Below are 19,349 nucleotides of genomic sequence, written 5' to 3' on the forward strand. Positions count from 1 at the left end.
ATTAAAGATAGTGTACTCGCCCTGCTTTCTCCTTCCTCCTCCTCCTCAGTCTTCGTCGTCGTGCGTCCGTCGGCATTGGGCGAAATCCGACACTGTCTGATATGAATAAAGGTACACCTTATAGATATAAGAAGGCAGCTGACGCGCTTCGCTTGTCTACTCATTTTCTCTCTACACGCGAGCGTATAGCAGAGAAAATCGAGCTCAGACTTTATCTATTGAGGGTCTGGTATAACGTAATTTTAAACCCCACTCACAAACATTTTCTTGTTATGGGAATTCGGCTATCCAAAGCATAAGATATTGATCTAACAGCAGCAATTGACGTTAATTCACATCACTATAAAAAAATACTTATGATTATTTCGAAAAAAGAAACCCTAGTACAAAAGCACTAGGGTTTGCATATAGAACCAGTTAAGGAGGTAAACATGACTGACTTGTTAACGGCACTATTCCAGTTGCTAACAACAATCATTAAAGCATTCTTCATGTAATGCATCAAAGCCCAGTCTCGTACACTGGGCTTTTTAACAAATCCATATAGGTGGTTATCATCATGATATTAGAATTAAGACTTAAAAATAAATTGCGCATTATACAAATTATATTACGGGCTTCGATGGTAAAGCGATTCTCTATCCTAGTCATCACGGCCAGCGTTGCACTGACCGGATATTGCCAAGTCTTTCGCCCACCCTTGACGGCTCTCAGGCCAAAGGCAAACCCTCAACATAATTTATTGTCCATAATACGCACTTTAGTATTATTAATTTCATTAAATTCAATGGGATAAAAATCACCATAAGTATTATCCCATACCATCAATTGCATCAGCTTGCCGTTTTTTATGATTAATATAGTCAGTTTTATCTAAGTACAGCCGCGAATGAAATTGGCAAACGTTTCTAACGTGACTATTGTCTACCTCAAACTTACGGGCTATCTCGCAGAAATTTAAACCCGCCTCGGCTAGCTCTCTAATGAGCTCAATATCCTCGTTAGAAAGCTTAACTGTTGGTGCCGTCTCTGCGATTTTTCGAAATGACACGCCAAGTTTACCAGCGCGAACCTTAACCGATTCTCGACTACGGCCAAGAACCTGAGCAACTTCAGCAAATGACATTTTGTCTTGCGTCGTCGTCATTCCGTCGCTTGGTCGTCATGGAATGTCACGCAGTGGCGTGAAAGTCGCACACTGAGGCGCGAGATAGTCCCAAAATGCGTTGAGTGAAACTGCCGCGCGGTGTCGGCATGATGAGAACGGCTTAGCGTTCTTTCCGCTTGGCTGCTCATTTTCTCTCTACACGCGAACGTAGCGTATAGCAGAGAAAATCGAGCCTATTAAAAACAAAGTCTTGTTGATGACATTCGACATACATCCACTAACATCTTGTTTTTATTACAGCAACTGGCGTTATTTTTAGTCGAGATAAGAAAAGCAATATAGTCACCACTAAGCCCTGAAAAGGTTTCAGGGCTTAGTGGTCAACGTGATAAAGGAGAACGGTATGTTAAAGTTGCTAACAGCAATAGTTAAATTGCTTACAGTCATCATCGAAGCATTTTTAAGCAGTAGGGAAAACACCTGAATTCGTATTATCCGACATTATATTACGGGTTCATTTTTGCAGAACGACTCAGCAAGCTGCCCACGTTCTGCTGCAAATGAAGTCGCCAGTGCTGACGCAATGGTACTGACGACTGCCCCTCAACATAATGACGCGCCACATAATGCGCACTCTAATTTATTAACCATCATAGCAATTGAAACCATACATCCAAATTTCCATTTCACAGTGAAATCACACCTTACTCATAACTCTGCTGCATTGATTTGTATCCGTATGTATTTCTCTGGAACTTTATATTTAAATTTTTTGCCTATCTTGATTTTAGATTTTGCTTTCGCGCAGATTTGGTAATCACCGTTTGTCCCAACGCCTACAATTTCTGCATAACTTTGAACATGCTTCATTTCGATCATCACGTCACAATATCCATCAAGCTTAGATCTATATTTTTTAAGAGCTTTAAGCGTTTGCTGTTTTATTGATTTCGCGACAGGATTACTTTCTGAATCGTCGGCATAACCCTTTGAACAGAAAACTACTATCACTAACGAAATGATAACTACACAGATTTTTTTCATCGTCGAGAACCTTTACAGAGATTTCCATCATGATATCAGCGAGTTATAAATGGACGATGTGTAAAGTTAATCGTTTCGACGATGTTCGTTTTTTAATGAAAACAATCTGTAACTTAAGAATGGCAGACTCAATGTGACTTCTTGGTTCGTTGCTCTTTTGTATGAAATCCCTGATGAGGAAAAACATTGCGAATACGCTGTTGAATTTTTTTAGGTACGTCTTTAGAAAAAACCAACTTAACACCCGTTCTCTGCTGGTAAACTTTTAGTTCGCCGCTCAAGTCTGTCTTTTCAGCAATCTCAGTCACATTATGTTTAAAACTTGGAGGGAAATGACCTTTAACTTGTGCTACGACACCATCTTTGAATTTAACTCTCAATATAGGCCGATCAACAGCGACTAACCAAAAGATAACTGCAGCAGCAGCCAGAATGACATACAACATTTTTATCTCCTTTCTTATTCAGACAGTAATTTACTTAAATCTTCTTTTAAACTTGAGACGGTTCTACTCGCTTTTTCGCTACGAGATGCTTCACTTAACAGGTATTCAATCGCGTCAGACAAAGTGCAACCAAGCTCATTGGCTCGATATGATAGTTTTTCCCACACTCGATAATCGAGATCGATAGATTTCTTTCTGGTGTGTAGTTGCTCGGCATTAAAGTGGCGTTTGCGTTTGGCTCTAATTGCTTGCTTGAGTTTATTACTCAGTTCAAGTGACATGTGCTGATCAATCCACCCAAGAACCAGATTGGGTTCATGCTCTATTTTTTTTAACTGTGCAATTGCAGCTAGAGCTTCACTTTTGTCTACATAACGAGTGATTGTTTCGCCATCCTTCCACTTATTAATTAAGTATTGCCACTTCCAACCCGATTCCAAATTTTCAAGCTGTTGATATTTCATAACGTAAAATCCATGCCAAGTTAGGGTGACAGCGTAACCCACCATCGTTCAGAGTTCAATTTTGGGATTCAAAAAAGCGAACAAGATCAAGCATAATAATGGAGCTGTTAGACATTGCTATTTTTCTATATAATCTGGCTTCTTTTAATAAACACTAGATTTCAATGACTCAAAATATTTGGCGTTCAGTCACACCTCAGTATGATCAATTCCACTCGCAACTAGCTCAGTACCCTAGTCTATCTCCGGTAACATTACTCGACACACAGCCCAGACTAGCAACCGCTATTCAGCAGTTTGTTCAATTGAAAGGTTTTACACGAGTGATGTTGATCAACGCGCCAGATAACTCAATCTATCGTCAATTAGTCAGTCAAAAACTTCAAGTAATAAAGCCCAACTCGCACGTTATTTGCACAGAGTCCCTCGATATGGGGACTATCTTTGGCCAATACCGCGCTGAAAATGGGCTTATCACCAGCGAAATTCCTGGTTTATTGGATAAAGCCAATGGTGGTTATCTTCTGATCTCCGCTAATATGCTGTTGGCTAATCCTAAAATGTGGCCATTATTAAAAGCGGCAGTATTAGGCGAAGATGTAAGCCCCATTAATTGTGATGCTAAATCACCACACCCCTCACCAATCTCTAAAAGATATGAGGTCAAACTGATCATTTTAGGTGATAGGAACCAGTTAGCCGATGTCGACTATTTGGATGCAGACGTCCACTCAAGCTTTTGTTTCTACACCGAATTAGAGTTGGACCTGAAAATTGATGAACAATCGATATTGACCTATCTCGCTTATTTACGTTGGATATCTGAAGAATACCAACTCCCTACACTGACTGAAGATGCCATTCCTGCTCTTATGACCGCAGGTGCCCGTTTCACGGAAGATCAACATTACACGCCGTTATGTGTAATATGGCACAGAACACTCATAGAAGAAGCGGCCTTAGAGTCAAATCAGTATCCGATTACTAAATCTCATATCGAAAGTGCCTTAGACAAACGCTATTATCGAGAGTCTTATCTGCAGCAACGAGCACTCGACGATATACTTGATGGACAAGTCATTATCGAAACTCAAGGCGAACAAGTCGGCCAAGTCAATGGATTAACGGTGATCGATGTTGCTGGCCATCCTCTTTCCTATGGTGAACCAGCTCGTATCTCATGCGTTGTGCACTTTGGTGACGGTGATATTACCGATGTCGAACGCAAAGCCGAGCTCGGTGGTAATTTGCATGCAAAAGGCATGATGATAATGCAAGCCTTTGTAAGCAGTTCAATGAACCTTGACGCACCGCTTCCCTATTCTGCTTCGGTTGTCTTCGAACAATCATACAGCGAAGTGGATGGCGACAGTGCATCACTAGCCGAGTTATGTTCTTTAGTAAGCGCTTTATCTGAACATCCCATTAACCAACAAATCGCTGTGACAGGTGCGGTTGATCAATTCGGGCGAGTCCAAGCTGTTGGCGGGCTAAACGAAAAAATTGAAGGCTTCTACCATGTGTGTAAGCATCAGGGATTCACGGGTGGACAAGGCGTCATTCTACCAAGAACAAATCTAAAACATCTTGCGCTTCATAAAGATGTAGTCAATAGCATTAAAAATGATGAATTTCATATTTGGCCAGTCGCTACAGTTGATGAAGCCGTACCGATCCTTATGGGTGCGTCATTCAGAGGCGATGACGAAGAAAGCATCATTAATAAAATTGCTCAACGTATTGAAAACTTTGAAAGGCATGACCAATCACACAGTATTGCAGAGCGCATTAAAAACTGGTTTGTGTAGCACTGATCGGAGTTGTTTAGCGTACACGTGTTCCCTAATATGCACCCTATCAAAAATTGGAGTAACTGATAATGCAGAATAAACGAGATTCATATAATCGTGAAGACTTACTAGCCTCTAGCCAAGGTGAGCTTTTTGGGCCTGGCTACCCTCAATTGCCAGCGCCAAATATGTTGATGATGGACCGCATCACCAAAATGTCAGAAACCGAGGGCGAGTATGGTAAAGGCCTTATTCTTGCTGAGTTAGATATTACTCCTGATCTATGGTTCTTCGATTGCCATTTCCCTGGCGATCCTGTAATGCCTGGCTGTTTAGGTTTAGATGCGATGTGGCAATTGGTTGGTTTCTTCCTTGGCTGGGTTGGTGGCAAAGGAAAAGGCCGAGCATTAGGTGTTGGTGAAGTTAAGTTCACAGGTCAGATCCTACCAACAGCAAAAAAAGTAACTTACGAAATCACGATGAAACGGGTTGTTAACCGTAAACTTGTAATGGGCCTAGCTGATGGTCGCGTTCTTGTCGATGGCAAAGAGATTTACGTTGCAAAGGATTTAAAAGTAGGTCTTTTCCAAGATACTTCTGCTTTTTAATGACGTTAAACTATTCATAAGCGACTCTATGAGTCGCTTTTTTCTCATTAAAATACTTAGTTATAGTGCTTTAGAGTGGCTTAAATACTAAAAAGCCCCTTCCGGGGCTTAAATCCTTTTGCATGTATGTGGGAGTTTATTTGTAGAGACCAGCTTGTTTGTCATCTCTGGCATCGCGCCAACCACCTAGCCAATATGAACGAGCGTCCGTTTGTTGATAAGGGCAAGCCTCTACGGAACGTCCGTTTAAGCCAGCTTTATACCCATGAGACTGTGCTCTTTCAAGGCGATCACGCTTTTGTCTCTTCATCATAGTGTAGTCCTCATACAGTAACTTGTGTCTTACATACAACTATTAAATCTACATGGCATATCTGTTACGCCACAATTAAGAATTGCTCAAAAATTCGACTTTCTCAAGTTACAAAAAAGGCGCAGATTCTAAATTGTGAACTTGCGCCATTCTTTACACTATTTAATTATTTTCTGCGGAACCCAAAGAGAGCAAGTAGTGTCAGAGTAATCCACCCCATACTACCGCCTTTACGTTCAACGGGTGGAAGTGCCGTGCTGCGGACTTCAATATCGCTAGCCGCCGCGCCAGCAATCGGGATCAGTTTAATCGCGACAACGCTTTCACTTCCAGAAGTACAGTATGAGTTATGGGAGAAATCGTCATAGCCACCAGTACATTTAAATGCACTTGCTGCAATCACACCATCATCATTGATATCTGAGGCTTCAAAAATACGGAACTGGTTATTATGTTGTGAGTAAGCCCCACCATTGGTTAGATCATCTAACCACCAACCTTGGTTCTGGAACAACGCCATTCTTGCTGCATTACTCCCTGTACCGTTGAAAGGATAGATAAAGCCACGATGACGACGTTGTTTGCCTCCATCTTCACGACCTTTTTCTGCATCGATTTGACCGACAATTTCATTGAAATTGTTGATCGCTTTCACTTCACCGCCAGCACCAGTAAAGAAAATTCCACCTGATAGATAGTTAGCTACAGGCGTTCCGCTATTGGCATCCGACACAAAAATACGGTTTGCTGCTGCGCCGCTTTCAGGTTTATCGCCTCGACGTTTTGTTTCACCGATCACGATTAAATGGTTATTAATATCTGTCGCTAATGAGTTGGAGTAAATCACATCTCCATCCACTTTCAGTTCTGTACCAGTAATAACCTTACTACTCCACATATCATGCTTAGGAGTTGTTACGTCGTAACTTGCATTAGGATAGAATACTGTTGCTTGCATTCTAAACACATTATCATCGCGATAGGTATTAAAACCAGCCATAACTGGCTTGTTAGCGTAACTGCCAGATGTAGGAACAGCAGCGCCTCTTACACTTGCTTGTGCAGAGTATCCGCTACGGTTTGCTTCAACATCACCGACCCACCCTGTTACACGGTAACCCGTCGAGATAGATGCTGTATCCCACATATAAGCTTGCGTTGCAAATGCAAAATTTTGACACTGACGAGTTAACTGTGGATCGAGACCATCACTCACACAAGTGTTAACATCGCCATTGTAGTCTTTGTTATCATCATCACCATTACCCGTTAAATAAGGGCTAACTGATGCACTACCAACCACAAACTTATGGGTACCGTCACTGAATACATCATAAGCGAACGTCCGGCCCATTTTTTCAACAATTTTATTATTTGTGTCTTTGACAATTGTGGTGTCTGTTGGTGGATTTAAAATATTGCCATGATAAAAACCACGTTGACGGTAGCCTAGAGCGTAATTACTCCCAGACTGGGTGTAACCGCTGCTCGTAATACCAAAAGCAGAAGTACCGTCTAACCCAGTTAAAACGGTATTCTGAGTATTTGCAATAGAGCCAAAAGTCAAAACAACTTGCGATGAATTAACAAAGGCCGCTGCATTTTGTAGATAACTACCATTATCCCAAGCATCACGCTCACGTTTCAAACCGCCAGTTTCAACATTGTTGTACTCAAAACCATGCCATTGCTTATCAGCCCATGCCTCACAAGTAGAATAACCGAGTTCGTTAGAGCAATAGTTTTTGAGATCATCAATATCCTGATAAACAAAACGATTATCCATTTTGAATGGCACTTCATCACGATAGGAAATGCCATCAGAACCATTGAGCGTATCGCCACCAAACGCAAAAGTATTACAGCTATTTTCGGCCGTAAAACATCCAAGAGGATTTGCTGAAAGGTTATCTTTTTGTATTGCCCTTCCATAATATTCATTAGCGACTAAGTTACCGGGTGTCACTTCTACAATTTGGTAAAGTGCAGCATGAGCTTGAGTGGCAGCCAGAATGCTGGCCGCAATTACGGTGATTTTAAATGTTTTACTACTCATTAATAATCTCTAACTTTCCTGTTGCATTGCTTCGAGCTCTTCCCAGCGCTCGAAAGCAATTTCAAGCTCCTGCTCTTTCGCAGTTAACTTATCTAAAACGGGCTGTGTTTTGTCTGCTGATTGCATGAAAAACTCAGGATCGTTCACTTGCTGTTGAAGCATTTCAATATCATTCTCAAGTTGCTCTAACATTGCGGGCAACTCATCCATTTCTCGCTGCAGTTTATAAGATAACTTTTTAGGTTTTGTCTTAATTGGCGCTGTTTTGAGAGTTTCCTCAACCACTTTTTCTTTATTGCTGACATTTTCAGCAACTCGTGACTGCAAAACCTGAGCTCTTTGTTGCTGAGCATCGTGATAGCCTCCAACAAATTCTTCAATTTTGCCATCACCTTCAAAAATCCAACTCGTTGTTACAGTATTATCAACAAATTGACGATCGTGGCTGACAAGCAGCAATGTGCCTTGGTAGTTGGCAAGCAAATCTTCTAAAAGTTCCAAAGTTTCGATATCTAAATCGTTGGTTGGTTCATCTAAAATCAATAAATTATTCGGTTTGAGGAAAATACGAGCAAGCAACAGTCTGTTTTTCTCACCACCAGATAGCGCTTTTACTGGCGTTCTCGCACGTTTAGGGGCAAACAAGAAATCTTGTAAGTAGCTTAATGCGTGCCGTGGGCGCCCAGCCACCATCACTTCTTGTTTTCCGTCAGCTAAGTTGTCAATTACCGACTTCTCAGGATCGAGGATCTCACGGTACTGATCAAAATAAGCAACTTCAAGTTTGGTACCGCAATGTAATTTGCCACTCTGAGGTTGTAAATCACCCAACAGCAGTTTCAGCAGCGTACTTTTACCGCATCCGTTAGGGCCAATAAGTGCAATGCGATCACCACGCATGATATTGAAACTGAAGTTCGAGACAATGTTTTTGCCATCAATGCTATAGCTAATATCCTTCGCTTCGAAGACAATTTTTCCTGAACGCGCAGCGTCATCGATTTGCAAGTTTGCTTTGCCCTGTACCTCACGGCGATCATTACGCTCTTCTCTTAGCTTCTTGAGTGCTCTTACGCGCCCTTCGTTACGAGTACGACGCGCTTTGATGCCTTGGCGAATCCAAACTTCTTCTTGGGCCAATTTCTTATCAAACTCGGCATTTTGCATCTCTTCTACGCGCAAGGCTTCTTCCTTGGCGACAAGGTACTGATCATAATCACCAGGAAACGAGCTGAGTTTACCGCGGTCAAGATCAACAATGCGTGTCGCCATTGAGTGGATGAACGTCCGGTCATGCGATACAAAGATGATCGAGCCTCTAAAATCTTTCAAAAAGCCTTCGAGCCATTCGATGGTGGTTACATCAAGGTGGTTAGTCGGTTCATCAAGCAAAAGGACATCAGGATCACACACTAGTGCTCTTGCAAGAGCCGCTTTACGCTGCCATCCACCGGATAAATCCGTTAGTTTGGTGTGACCATCCAGTTTCAACGCCGCCAGAACATTTTGGATACGTTCTTCAAAACGCCATGCCCCTGTATGCTCTAGCTGCTCTTGAATACGAGATAACTTATTGATATTACTTTCACTTGGATCGATAACGATGAGATCTAAAAGATCTTGATAGATCTTTAGATACTCACCAACTTCCGCTAATCCACCAGCAACATAATCAAAAACGGTGCCAGCTTCATCTCTAGGCGGATCTTGTTCTAATCGAGAAACAACAACATCTTGTTCTATCTGCATTTTTCCGTCGTCCATGATGATTTCTCTCGCAAGAACTTTCATCATAGTCGACTTGCCTGCACCGTTTCGGCCGACGAGACAAACTCGTTCATTTTCTTGTAATGCGAAATCTGCATGATCGAGTAATGGGTGGTCACCAAATGCTAATTGACCGTTATGGATGGTAATTAATGCCATTATTTTCTAACCAATGAAGTAATGTTTGTTGGTCAAAGGGCCAGCTCAGTTCGGATTCTTGGTATTTAAGAACCGGAATGGTGACCCCGTAACGAGAGAAGAGCGCATCATCAAATGCAATATCAACAAGTTGTACTTGTTCAGCAATGTTTGCCTGCTGAACAAGCTGAAATGCCATCTCACAGAGATGGCATCCTTCAGTACTGTAAAGCGTGAACAACTTCATTCCCTATTCACTGCGTGCATGGGAAATGGTCCAGCAGTTGTGGATCTGCTTATTGCGTTCAAAATCCAGTGGCAATGTTTGCGCTGAAATATTTTGAGCAACTAAACCAAGCTCAGCTAACGCTTCTAAATCCATTTTAAAATGTCGTTTATTGTTTGAAAACACAATCGTACCTTCTGAACGTAGGATACGTTTTAAATTTTCCATCAACTTAATATGATCGCGTTGTACATCAAATGTGTGTTCCATACGTTTGGAATTTGAGAATGTCGGCGGATCGATAAATATCAAATCAAATTGTTCTTTTGCAGTCTCTAGCCATTGCACACAGTCAGCTTGTTCAAAGCGATGCTGGTGTCCAACTTGATCGTTGAGCTTTAAGTTGTCTTTAGCCCATTCTAAATAGGTTTTAGACATATCAACCGTCATGGTTGATTTTGCTCCACCGCAAGCGGCATGAACGGTTGCAGAGCCAGTGTAAGCAAATAGATTGAGGAAGTCTTTACCCTTTGCCATTTGCCCTAAGCGACGACGCGTCAATTTATGATCAAGGAATAAACCCGTATCGAGATAATCATGTAAATTGACAATCAGTTTAACGCCATACTCGTTCACTTCCATTGTCTCAGAAATTTGCCCTAATTTTTGATATTGAGAGCGCCCTTTCTGTTTTTCACGAACTTTGAGTACCACTTTATTTGCTTCTGTTCCGGTGACTTGAATCGCGGCACGAATGATATCTGTTAAACGGCGTTTCGCCTTTTCTTCTGGAATATCCTTAGGTGCGGCGTATTCTTGGATCACTAGGTGGTCGAGATAAACATCGATCGCAACATTGTATTCAGGCAAATCAGCGTCATAAATACGATAGCAATCGAGTGATTCACGTTTCGCCCACTTACCAATTTTCGCAATATTTTTCTTTAAACGATTCGAAAAATCAGGAGCAATCACCGATTCTTGAGAAATAGACGCTCCCGGCTCTACCGTGCGCAATGAAATTGAGTAGTTCTTTTGGTGACAAGGTAACGCACCGTTATTTAACTTAAACTGCTTTTCAGCGCGCATACGCAAACAACTGAGTAATTCGTCAGAGCTTGAGAAAATCGACGCTTGGCAACCGCCAAATTCAGCCTTTAATTGCCCACCAAATGCCGTGTATAAAGCAATCAAACCAGGATGTGTACCTAAACGTTCACCATAGGGTGGATTACAGATAACTACACCATCCTCAAACCCTTCAGGACGTTTGATCAGTGCCGCATCACCTAGCTGGAAGGTAATCAGTTCTTCAACCCCTGCGCGGCGAGCGTTATCTTTCGCGGTTTGCAGCACTCGTGCATCGTTATCAAAACCAAAGAACTTACAGTCAACTTTCTTGACACCACGTCTTGCTTGAACATTGGCCTCTGATTTTATTTGCGCCCACAGTTCTGCATCAAAATCCTCTAAAGCTTCGAAACTCCACTTTGGACGCTTGAGACTGGGGGCCATACCAGCAGCTATCATGGCCGCCTCAATGAGCAAAGTACCAGAACCACACATTGGGTCGAGCAGTGGCTTCGCTTCACTCCATCCACTACGCAAAATAATAGCCGCTGCTAATGTTTCACGAAGTGGTGCTCGCCCCGCTTCGGTACGGTAACCGCGCTGATGTAAACCACCGCCCACCATATCAATCCCTAAAATGGCTTTATCTTTATGCAAGCGCACATGGACACGAAGATCTGCATGATCTTTATCGATCGAAGGGCGCGGTAAGTTCTTTTTGGTGAAACAGTCGACAACCGCATCCTTTACTTTCATCGCGCCGTACTGACTGTTGCGGATTTCGTTATTTGTGCCGTTGAAGTCGACAACAAACTTTTTCGAACTATGAAAATGATTAACCCAGTTCACTGAACTTGCTGACAAGTAAAGATCCATATCATTTTGGCAGGTAAATTCAGAGAGGACGCGAACAAATCTTGATGCTAGACGGCTCCACAAACAACAGCGATAAATCTGCTCTTTCGACGCTTTAAATTTTACCCCGGCCTGCACGGGTTTTGCGTCCGTAATCCCTAATTTGGTTAGTTCTTCAACTAATAGGTTCTCAAGACCGTTTGAGGTAACCGCTAGATATTGATTCATACTGCTCTTTTACTGATAAAAATGACCACGCATTATACCTGACAATCCCACGCTTGAGTAAAACAAAGTGTCTCTTTCACCTTCTCAACCATTCAATTGCTTAACTACTCGCCAATTTTACAAATAGACAAGCTTCGAGCATTGCAAAAACATCTCACTAGATATAGCAAGACCTACGGGATAAGTGAGTATTTATTCACTGCATAATTGGACTATACCAGATTGATTTTTGTAGTGTAAATTAATTACAAATGAGCTAAAAATGGGAATATGTCGGCCATTTCTAGCAATGTAGACACTGTTTATAACGTCACTTTTGAAGAAAAAAACATCAGAATTCTGAACAAATCTCACATTTAAGATCGAATTCAGACGGATAGGATTGAGTTGGGGAAAAGCTCTAGGCAAAAAAAAATCGGCTATTAAGCCGATGGGAAATGAAACAAAGGAACGAAACGTTGTGCTATTAGGGAAAAGTTAACTCACAAGAGCAACGTGCTCTTCGAGCAAAATATGATTGGCGCAAGCCATACGGTCATGCATAACCTTAATGACCTGTCCGAATTCCAGCTGTTTGGAACCATTCAGTATGAACGCATCCAAATCGACTAAGGCGCAAAGACTAGCGCAGTCCCCTACCTCAAGTACGATGAAATAACCTTGGCTGTAGCCGTTGACCAACCGAACAATGTCACCTTCACTCGGTTCAAAACCGTAGCCTTGATGATCAAAAAACCAACTTTTAGGCTGGACAGGTTTATGAAAACGCTTAGCGGCAACACAATAGAGTGCTAATTCGGCTTGTCTTGGCTCACTTAAACCTAAATAGGCAATTTGCTCTTTGTAGGTTTGGAAAGCACTCGCATCATCGACTGAAAAATGATTCTCAGCAAAAGCACAATCGACGAGCAGATTACGGTAAAGATTGGTCTTAAAAACCATCTCATCACCAAGGTACAACATCAGGCAGCTTTCGCTATCTGAATAATACCAACTCCATTTGTCACTTGGTTTAAGCATCGTTCCACTCTCTAATTTTAATGAATTATCAAACTATTAGGTAAAACGCTTAATTACCTTTGCCAGCTAGTGAATGTAATTTTAAGAACAGAAATATAAAAAAAAAGAGGAAATGAATAACTCATTCCCTCTTACTTTGACCCAGTCACTTTTTATTTTTCTGAGTAAATACCTTTAAATCGCACTTATTTACAGGTTCTTGACAATATCTCTCACTAAACCTGGGCCGTGGTAAATGAATCCTGAATAGACTTGTACTAGTTTCGCGCCCGCCAACATTTTTTCTTTTGCAGCGATACAAGAATCAATACCACCCACTCCAATAATGGGCAGCTTATCACCCAACTCTTGGTACAAGCACTTAATCACTTCAGTACTTCTTGATTGAACAGGACGGCCACTTAACCCACCCGCTTCATTCGCGAATTTCATACCTTCCACCAGCGACCGATCCAATGTGGTATTAGTCGCGATAACGCCATCAATATTATGCTTGAGTAACGATTGGCAAATTTGTTTAAGTTCGTCATCAGAAAGATCGGGAGCGATCTTTAATGTTAACGGAACGTATTTATTATGCAGCTTAGCCAATTCAGATTGCTTCGCTTTCAGTACGGCAAGCAAATCATCCAATGCCTCACCATATTGTAACGTTCGTAACCCAGGAGTGTTGGGGGATGAAATGTTCACTGCTATGTAACCAGCATATGGGTAGACTTTCTCCATACAAATAAGATAGTCATCTGCCCCATTTTCAATCGGTGTATCTTTATTCTTTCCAATGTTGATACCGATAATGCCGTCATATTTAGCTTTCTTAACGTTCTCAACTAGGTTGTCGACACCTAAGTTGTTAAAGCCCATTCGATTGATAATACCTTCCGCTTGGATCAAACGGAATAAACGCGGTTTATCGTTACCAGATTGAGGACGTGGAGTCACGGTACCAACTTCGACAAAACCAAACCCCATTGCACCAAAAGCTTCTATGCATTCCCCATTTTTATCTAGGCCAGCGGCCAAACCTACAGGGTTTTTAAAAGTTAAACCCATGCATTCGACTGGGCGATTGGGTAAGTGTTGACGATAGAAGAGATCAAGAGGAGTGCCTGTGAAACGTTTAAAGTTTTCAATGGCGAGATCATGTGCCTTTTCGGCATCAAGTTGAAAAAAGCCAGTCCTGGCTAAGCGGTAGAGCATTGTGCCTCCGAAATAAAAAGCCCCGTATAAACGGGGCGTTATTATTTACTCATTTGCCGCACAATTCAAATTTAAAAGTACTAATTCTCTTAATGCTACTGAGAATTTTGCAAATTCATGTACTGCACCAACTTTAAATTCGTTGAGGATACTCTCCCAGCGCATTAAGGATACTTCATTACTAGCAATCCATTCATCCAGTGCTTTTATTACATCGAGTTCTTCTGGCGCACAAGTACAATTCAATACTTGCGCAGTAAGTTGACGCTGCTGCCAGTCTAAATCTTCACGGAATGCAGCGCGAGCTAGTGCTTGCCAGTTGTTATCCACCGCTTGACCGTTAATCTGTTTCAAGAACCAGTGCAGTGATAAACGATCACCCAAGTTAAAGTAAAGCTTAGCTGTCTGAGCAACGGTCTTACCTTTATCACGAGCCACTGTGGATATATCCAGTGCTGAGTACAGGCTTGATAAACGAGCAACGTAATTCGCCAGTTCGGAGTTAATGCCTTTATCAATCCAGACTTGAGCCATGGCATTATGCTCTGCAACCTCTTCAGCAACGAGCATATTGTCTAGTTCAGCGGAAACGGCATTGACGTCAGTTTGATAAAGCGCAATCAAATCTTTGACCGATTGTTTGCCTGAGCGATTACGCAGCAACCAACGAGATAAGCGGCGTAAGGTTCGGCGTACTAAGAAAATCACATCGTACTGTGCATCGGCTTCTGCTTTATTGTCGAGTAAACGAACCTGCTCAAGAACACGGCCTAAGCCATAGATTTCTCTTGCCGCAGTGTAAGCATTGGCAATATCGACAACATTCGCACCAGTCTCTTCTTGAAGACGGGTCACGAAATTACATCCCATTTCGTTCACCATCTGATTGGCCAGAGCCGTAGCAATGATCTCTGCACGAAGTGGATGCTGTTGCATGTGCTGAGAATAGTTACGACGTAACTCCGTAGGGAAATAGTTGATCAACTGCTGCGAATGGAATTCATCGTGTGAAATCTCTTCACAAGCCAATTCCTCTTTCAACACCATTTTGCCGTATGCCACTAATACAGATAGCTCCGGACGGGTTAATGCAAATCCCTGCTTCTCACGCTCAAGCAAAGTTTCATCATCTGGAATGTATTCCAATGCTCGGTCAAGGTGCCCTGCTTTTTCCATAGCATGGATGAAACGAATCTGCTCTTTAACTAACGATACACCCTGTTGCTCAGTGACAGAAATAGCTTCAGATTGAGCGTAAGCATCTTCAATAACGATGCCTCCTACTTCGTCTTCCATCGACTCTAAGATCTGATTACGTTGTTTGACGGTAAGATCACCATTCGCCACCAAGCCATTCAAGAAGATCTTAATATTAACTTCATTATCCGAGCAATCGACGCCGCCAACGTTATCAACAAAGTCGGTATTAACACGACCACCAGTTAATGCATACTCAACACGTCCAAGTTGAGTCATACCTAAGTTACCACCTTCACCGATCACTTTTGTACGAAGATCGCGTCCATCAATTCTTAGAGCATCGTTAGCACGGTCACCTACATCAGAATGGCTCTCTTTCGATGATTTAACATAGGTGCCGATGCCGCCGTTCCACAAAAGATCCACTTCCATTTTCAAGATCATTTTAATCAGCTCATTAGGCGCAACAGAAGCCTTCTTAGTGCCGATCATTTTTTGAATTTCAGGCGTTAAGGTGATCGATTTCGCTTTGCGAGAGAAGATGCCACCACCTTTTGAGATCAACTTTGCGTTGTAATCTTCCCAGCTAGATCGTGGCGTGTTGAATAAGCGATTGCGCTCTTCCCAACTTTTTGCTGAATTTGGTGTTGGATCGATGAAAATATGCAAATGGTTAAACGCTGCTTGCAAACAGATGTGTTTAGACAGCAGCATACCATTACCGAACACATCTCCAGCCATATCGCCGATGCCAATCGCTGTGAAATCTGTGGTTTGGCAGTTAATGCCCATCTCACGGAAGTGGCGCTTGACTGACTCCCATCCCCCTTTTGCTGTAATCCCCATGGCTTTATGGTCGTAACCATTTGAACCACCAGAAGCAAAAGCGTCACCTAGCCAGAAATTGTATTCTGCTGACACTGAGTTAGCCAAATCGGAAAATGTTGCTGTCCCTTTATCCGCGGCTACAACTAAGTAAGGGTCATCTTCATCATGACGAACGACATTCTTAGGTGGAACGACTTCACCTTCAATAATATTGTCGGAAACATCGAGTAATGCACGAATAAAACGTTTATAGCAGCGTTGTCCCTCGGCAAAGATCTCATCACGCGTGGTAAACATGTGCTGTTTCTTACACACAAAACCACCTTTTGCTCCCACAGGAACAATAACGGTATTTTTTACCTGTTGCGCTTTCACTAACCCTAGAATCTCGGTACGGAAATCTTCTTGGCGATCAGACCAACGTAATCCGCCACGTGCTACTTTACCACCACGTAAATGAACACCTTCAATATCAGGCGCATAAACGAAGATTTCGAAAGCCGGCACAGGAGCTGGAATTTCAGAAATCTCTTTCGGTTTCATTTTTAAAGAAAGCCAAGGTTTGATCTGATTGTTTTCATCCAGCTGGAAGTAGTTAGTACGGATCGTTGCACTGATCATCTCCATATAACGACGAATAATACGATCATCATCCAAGCTATCAACACGATCTAACTCTTCAGTAATAGCGTTAATAAGATCCGTTTGCCCTTTTTGAGCCCCTTTGTGTTTAGGATCAAACCGCTTTAAGAATAGTTCCACCAGCCCTTTTGCTACATCTGGATAATGGCTGAGTGTATCTTCAATATATTGTTGACTGAATGGGAAACCCACTTGGCGCATGTAACGCGCATAAGCACGAAGAATCGAGACTTCGCGCCCCGTTAATGAAGCACCGAGTACTAGTCGGTTGAAGCCATCACTCTCTAATTCACCAGCCCAAATAGCCGCAAATGCTTGTTGAAAACGATCTCTCGCTTCTCGAAGATCGACACTCTTATCGCTCTTATGCAGCATTGAGAAATCTAAGATCCAATACGTTTGACCATTTAACTTGCGTACTTCATAAGGTGACTCTCCGATCACCCTCAGCCCTAAGTTTTCCAACATCGGCATCACATCAGAAAGATGGATTGGCTCGTCACGGTGATAGAGTTTTAACCGCACCGCTTTTGAATCGGCCGCTTCTTCTTGTGGGCGATAGAACAACATGCCGAGTTTGTGCTCTTCATCTAATGCTTCCAATCGCTGGATATCATCCACCGCTGAACCCGGCATCATGTCTTCTTTGTAAGAGCGAGGGAATGCACGCATGTATTCTTTCGATAATGGCAGCCCTTTACTCTCTCCAAAGTTTGCTACGATCGCATCTGATAAACGATCATCCCAAGTTGATGATGCTTCCATTAAATTTTGCTCTACCGTTTTTACATCGACATCCATGTTGTTATTATCAACACGTACGATGTAGTGTGTTCTTGCCAATGGGCTTTCTGAAAAATAAGTGGTGAACTCAACATCTTGCTCACAACCAAAGTACTGTTTGAAAATTCGTTGCGTTTGGCGGCGAAGCTCGGTGTTATAGCGCTCTTTGGTCACATAGACCATACAGCTGAAGAAACGACCAAACGGGTCTTTACGAACAAACAGACGCAGCAAATCCCTATCTTGCATTTGCACTACGCCCATCCCAACTTCTAACATCTCTTCTTCACGTGCTTGCAGTAACTCATCACGAGGATAGTTTTCTAGAATATTGTGCAGCGCTTTATAGGAATAGGAGCCTGCACGATAACCGCTGGCTTTTAGAATACGTTCTACTTTTTCGCGGATCAGCGGAATAGTTTCGACACTTTGGTTATACACTGCCGAGGTATATAGACCAGTGAAACGATGTTCACCGATCACTTTACCTGCTTTGTCGAACTTTTTAACGCCGATATAATCGGTATAAGCTGGGCGGTGGATACGTGATTGGGTATTGCCTTTAGTGACAATCAATAAAAAAGGCTTTTTGGCTTCAAGGCGCGCGGAATCAGGAAAGTCAGATAATTTTACGCTGCGCACACGTTTTGAATCAGAAAATAAACCCAACCCTTTTTCTGCTGTTGGTCTCAGTTCAGTATCGCCTTCGACCGTCACGAGGTCGTATTCTTTGTACCCCATGAAAGTGAAATTATGATTTCCCATCCACTTTAAGAATTTGATGGTTTCTTCGTAACGATCACTTTCTACAGGAATGAACTCTTTTTGTGTCTCCAATTGCGCAATCACTTGCACTAGTTTTTCTGACATTGGTTGCCAGTCTTGCACCACTAAAGCTGTATCGCTCAGAATACTAAGCAACTCATTTTTCAACTGTGTCATCGCTTCTTTGCTGCTAAGGCGGTCGACTTCAATATGAAAAAGAGATTGCAGAACACCCTCACCTTGGTTTACCGAAGTAATAACACCGTTATCGGTGCGCGAGATTTGCGTTGGACCATTGAGCATGAGGTGTGACGATAAATCCAAACGGCTGAGCGCCATTTTAATGGAGTCCACAAGAAACGGACTATCAGGGATTACTATTTCAACAATCGTGTGCGTTGACTGCCAACCTTGGCGGCTTACTGTCGGGTTAAATACCCGCATTGAACGCTCCTCCGGGTTTTTCTCGTTAATATGGTGCCATAGGCTAACTATCGCACCATATAAGTCAGATTCATTACGTTCAGTCAGATCATCTTTCGAAATGTTACTAAATAGATGTTGAGCAAGTTGGGTCACGAGCGGTTGATGAGCAAGATCGAGTTTGTCTTGAATCAGTTTGTACACTTTTTCAAGCAGAACTGGCACTAAAGTTTCACGCGCAGTCATAGTAGACTCCAAGATTATTATTTTTGTAGGGTATGCGGTAAGCATAGCGCTTACCATTGGTAATGCTTGCTTTATTGTAAAAGCTTTATTGACAAATAGTTAACAGTTTTAGGGCAGGTCTGAGGTGA

15 protein-coding genes are annotated in these 19,349 nt (G+C 42.3%); 2 read left to right on the forward strand and 13 right to left on the reverse strand.

The genetic code is table 11. The features are described from left to right. Positions 1-811: 811 nt before the first annotated feature. The 5 genes from PL85_RS12950 to matP form a co-directional block, all read right to left on the reverse strand. Positions 812-1,147 carry a hypothetical protein gene (locus PL85_RS12950; protein WP_115339763.1) on the reverse strand — a complete coding sequence of 112 codons (336 nt, stop codon included), beginning with the start codon at positions 1,145-1,147 and terminating at the stop codon, positions 812-814. Then, positions 1,144-1,296: a hypothetical protein gene (locus PL85_RS12955; RefSeq protein ID WP_176428338.1), complete on the reverse strand. Its 153-nt coding sequence runs from the start codon at positions 1,294-1,296 to the stop codon at positions 1,144-1,146. The genes PL85_RS12950 and PL85_RS12955 overlap by 4 nt, the downstream gene beginning before the upstream one ends. Before the next feature lie 520 nt (positions 1,297-1,816). Continuing rightward, a complete protein-coding gene (locus tag PL85_RS12960; protein ID WP_013856900.1) occupies positions 1,817-2,152 on the reverse strand; it encodes a hypothetical protein in 336 nt (111 codons plus the stop codon). Between the two features lie 128 nt (positions 2,153-2,280). Then, entirely contained in the window at positions 2,281-2,598 is a 318-nt protein-coding gene (locus PL85_RS12965) for a DUF3634 family protein (protein ID WP_013856901.1), read from the reverse strand. A gap of 14 nt (positions 2,599-2,612) precedes the next feature. Further along, entirely contained in the window at positions 2,613-3,062 is a 450-nt protein-coding gene (gene matP / locus PL85_RS12970) for a macrodomain Ter protein MatP (protein WP_088721165.1), read from the reverse strand. A 164-nt stretch (positions 3,063-3,226) separates the two neighbouring features. On the opposite strand from matP, the gene PL85_RS12975 reads away from it, so the two are divergent. Continuing rightward, positions 3,227-4,870 (forward strand): S16 family serine protease, encoded by a 1,644-nt coding sequence (locus PL85_RS12975; RefSeq protein WP_115339762.1) that lies wholly within the window; start codon positions 3,227-3,229, stop codon positions 4,868-4,870. A 71-nt stretch (positions 4,871-4,941) separates the two neighbouring features. Further along, entirely contained in the window at positions 4,942-5,460 is a 519-nt protein-coding gene (gene fabA / locus PL85_RS12980; RefSeq protein WP_013856904.1) for a bifunctional 3-hydroxydecanoyl-ACP dehydratase/trans-2-decenoyl-ACP isomerase, read from the forward strand. A 136-nt stretch (positions 5,461-5,596) separates the two neighbouring features. Here fabA and rmf read toward each other — a convergent pair whose 3' ends face one another. The 8 genes from rmf to PL85_RS13020 form a co-directional block, all read right to left on the reverse strand. Next, positions 5,597-5,770, reverse strand: a complete 174-nt coding sequence (gene rmf, locus PL85_RS12985) for a ribosome modulation factor (RefSeq protein WP_010320553.1) — start codon at positions 5,768-5,770, stop codon at positions 5,597-5,599. A 169-nt stretch (positions 5,771-5,939) separates the two neighbouring features. Next, positions 5,940-7,829: a DUF3466 family protein gene (locus PL85_RS12990; RefSeq protein ID WP_115339761.1), complete on the reverse strand. Its 1,890-nt coding sequence runs from the start codon at positions 7,827-7,829 to the stop codon at positions 5,940-5,942. A gap of 9 nt (positions 7,830-7,838) precedes the next feature. Then, positions 7,839-9,755 (reverse strand): ABC transporter ATP-binding protein, encoded by a 1,917-nt coding sequence (locus tag PL85_RS12995; RefSeq protein ID WP_017041963.1) that lies wholly within the window; start codon positions 9,753-9,755, stop codon positions 7,839-7,841. After that, positions 9,733-9,981, reverse strand: a complete 249-nt coding sequence (locus PL85_RS13000) for a glutaredoxin family protein (protein ID WP_013856908.1) — start codon at positions 9,979-9,981, stop codon at positions 9,733-9,735. The genes PL85_RS12995 and PL85_RS13000 overlap by 23 nt, the downstream gene beginning before the upstream one ends. A gap of 3 nt (positions 9,982-9,984) precedes the next feature. Next, complete coding sequence (gene rlmKL, locus PL85_RS13005; protein ID WP_115339760.1) at positions 9,985-12,114, reverse strand: bifunctional 23S rRNA (guanine(2069)-N(7))-methyltransferase RlmK/23S rRNA (guanine(2445)-N(2))-methyltransferase RlmL; 2,130 nt, start codon at positions 12,112-12,114, stop codon at positions 9,985-9,987. 477 nt (positions 12,115-12,591) lie between these two features. Continuing rightward, positions 12,592-13,134 (reverse strand): cell division protein ZapC, encoded by a 543-nt coding sequence (locus PL85_RS13010; RefSeq protein ID WP_010320557.1) that lies wholly within the window; start codon positions 13,132-13,134, stop codon positions 12,592-12,594. Between the two features lie 189 nt (positions 13,135-13,323). Further along, positions 13,324-14,334 carry a quinone-dependent dihydroorotate dehydrogenase gene (gene pyrD, locus PL85_RS13015; protein WP_013856910.1) on the reverse strand — a complete coding sequence of 337 codons (1,011 nt, stop codon included), beginning with the start codon at positions 14,332-14,334 and terminating at the stop codon, positions 13,324-13,326. 45 nt (positions 14,335-14,379) lie between these two features. Further along, entirely contained in the window at positions 14,380-19,221 is a 4,842-nt protein-coding gene (locus PL85_RS13020) for an NAD-glutamate dehydrogenase (RefSeq protein WP_115339759.1), read from the reverse strand. Positions 19,222-19,349: the final 128 nt, after the last annotated feature.

This window comes from Vibrio anguillarum, assembly GCF_001989995.2.
Lineage (GTDB): Bacteria > Pseudomonadota > Gammaproteobacteria > Enterobacterales > Vibrionaceae > Vibrio > Vibrio anguillarum.